The organism is Kitasatospora sp. DSM 101779 (assembly GCF_025655475.1).
In the GTDB taxonomy this organism is placed as follows: Bacteria; Actinomycetota; Actinomycetes; order Streptomycetales; family Streptomycetaceae; genus Kitasatospora.
Map to the genome: position 1 here is coordinate 5,844,415 of NZ_JAHTIK010000001.1, position 2,624 is coordinate 5,847,038.

The 2,624-nt window shown below is 76.6% G+C and carries 1 protein-coding gene; it reads left to right on the forward strand.

Annotated elements, in window-relative coordinates:
- Positions 1–165 precede the first annotated feature (165 nt).
- A complete protein-coding gene (locus tag KSNIM_RS39150) occupies positions 166–2,145 on the forward strand; it encodes an RNA polymerase sigma factor (RefSeq protein WP_317634055.1) in 1,980 nt (659 codons plus the stop codon).
- The last annotated feature ends 479 nt before the right edge of the window (positions 2,146–2,624 follow it).

The window sequence follows — 2,624 nt, forward strand, 5'->3', positions numbered from 1 at the left end:
CCCCTGGCCGCCCCCTGACCGCCCCCCTGGCCGCCCCCCTGGCCGTCCCGCGCGCCCGACACCCGGCCGACACCCGGCCGGCATCCGCCCCGGCGTCCGGCCCGGCACTCGCCCCGGCCCCTCCCGGTTTGCGGAGCGGCCGGGGCGAGTGCTGTCATCGTGGCCGTGCCGGATGTCCACCGCACGATCGACGCGGTCTGGAAACTCGAGTCGGCGAAGATCATCGCCGCGCTCACCGGAATCGTGCGCGACGTCGGCCTCGCCGAGGAGTTGGCCCAGGACGCCCTGGTCGCCGCCCTCGAACAGTGGCCGGAGTCCGGCGTCCCCGACAACCCGGGTGCGTGGCTGACCGCCATCGCCAAGCGCCGGGCCGTCGACCGCATCCGCCGTGACGGGCGGCTGGAGCGGCGGCACGAGCAACTCGCCCACGAGCTCAGGCAGTCGGGCGAGGCCGAGCCGGCCGACGACCGGGACGACGTGCTGCGCCTGATGTTCGTCTCCTGCCATCCGGTGCTGCCGACGGAGGCCCGCGTCGCGCTGACCCTGCGTCTGATCGGCGGTCTGACGGCCGCGGAGATCGCCCGGGCCTTCCTCGTCCCCGAAGCGGTGGTGGCGAAGCGGATCGCCGTCGCCAAGCGCACGCTGGCCGAGCAGCGGGTGCCGTTCGAGCTGCCGGCCGGCGATCAACTCGCCGACCGGCTCTCCTCGGTGCTGGAGGTCGTCTACCTGGTCTTCAACGAGGGGTACTCGGCGACCGGCGGGGACGACCTGATGCGGCCCGGCCTCTGCCTGGAGGCGCTGCGGCTGGGCCGTCTGCTCGCCGCGGCCGTGCCGTACGAGGCCGAGGTGCACGGCCTGGTCGCCCTGATGGAGATCCAGGCGTCCCGCTCGGCCGCGCGCACCGGGCCGTCCGGCGAGCCCGTCCAGCTGCACGAGCAGAACCGCGGGCGCTGGGACCAGTTGCTGATCCGCCGCGGCTTCACCGCGATGCTGCGCGCCCGGGAGTGCGGCGGCCCGGCCGGTCCGTACGTGCTGCAGGCCGCGATCGCGGTCTGCCACGCGCAGGCGCCCACCGCCGAGGCCACCGACTGGGGCCAGATCGCGACGCTCTACACCGCCCTGGAGCGGCTGCTGCCGACCCCGGTCGTCCGGCTCAACCGGGCCGTCGCGGTGGGCAAGGCGTACGGACCGCAGGCCGGGCTCGACCTCGCCGACGAGCTGACCGCCGACCCGGCGCTGCGCGACTACCACCTGCTGCCCAGCGTCCGCGGCGACCTGCTGGAACGGCTCGGCCGCACGGAAGAGGCCCGGCTGGAGTTCCGGCGGGCCGCCGCCCTCACCCGCAATGCGGCGGAACGCGCCTTCCTCGACCGCCGTGCGGGCGCGCTGCCGGCCGCCGCCGCGTCGCCCGCAGGGCCGCCGCCCGCCGTTCTCGGCACCACCGCCCGGGCGTTCCTCGACCGGGACGACCTGGACGCGGCGACCGTCCGCTCGTACGGGCAGACCCTGCGGCGGCTGCGACTGGCGCTCGGCGACGACCTGCCGCTCGGCTCGCTCACCGCCGACCGGGTCGCCGGGGTCTTCGCCGCCGCCTGGGGCACGGCCGCGCCGCGGACCTGGAACCGGCACCGGGCCGCCGTCCGCTCGTTCGGCGCCTGGGCCGCGCTGGACGACCTCGCGGCGGGCCTCGACCGGCGGCCCGAACCGGCCGGCCGGACCGCCGCGATCACTCCCGAGCAGCTCGAACGGCTCTGGGCGCGGCCCGATGTGGCAGGGCGCGAACGCGTCCTGTGGCGGCTGCTGCACGAGTCCGCCGCGTCCGTGCGGGCCGTCCTGGCGCTGGACGTCCAGGACCTCGACCTCGGCGACCGCAGCGCCCGCACCGGCGGCACCCGGGTGGTGTGGCGCTCCGGCACGGCCCAGCTGCTGCCGGAGCTGCTGGCCGGACGCACCCGGGGCCCGCTCTTCCTCACCGACCGCCGCCCGGGCCCGGGCCGCGCGGCCGCCCCCGCCGACCTCTGCCCGGAGACCGGCCGCGCGCGGCTCTCCTACGAGCGCGCCGAGCGCCTCTTCAAGCTGGCCACCCGCCCGCTCGACCCGGCCGGCGAGGGCTGGACGCTGCGGATGCTCAAGCCCCGCCGCTGATTCCGACGGTTCGTCAAGGGTCCTGCTTTGCAGCCGCGTCCACGGCTCCCGCCGCTGTGCCCTCCCGCGCCCCCGCCTTCCCGCGTCCGCCGGCACGGCCACCGGTTCGACCATCGGGCCCCTGTCGGACCGACTGTCGGGAACCGTTGACGGGCGACAGTCACCGATATATCGTCGAGTTATCGAGATGCTTCGGGGGAGGCATCACGGACGAAAGGTGGTGCGCATCATGCGTGAAGGAAGGCGGAACCGAGGAGGACGCCGCCGCGGTCCGGTGCCCGGCGGGGGAATGCCGGGCGAGGGCTTTGAGAGGCGGTTCGCGTTCGGGCCGTTCGGTCCGCCCGGAGTGCCGCCGGGCGGCCCCGGGATGCCGGGGACCGGCCCGTTCGGACACGGCTTCGGCGGGCCGGGGCACTTCCCCGGCCACGGCGGGCACGGTCACGGCGGCCGCGGCCCGCGGGGCGGCGGCTGGGGTCGCG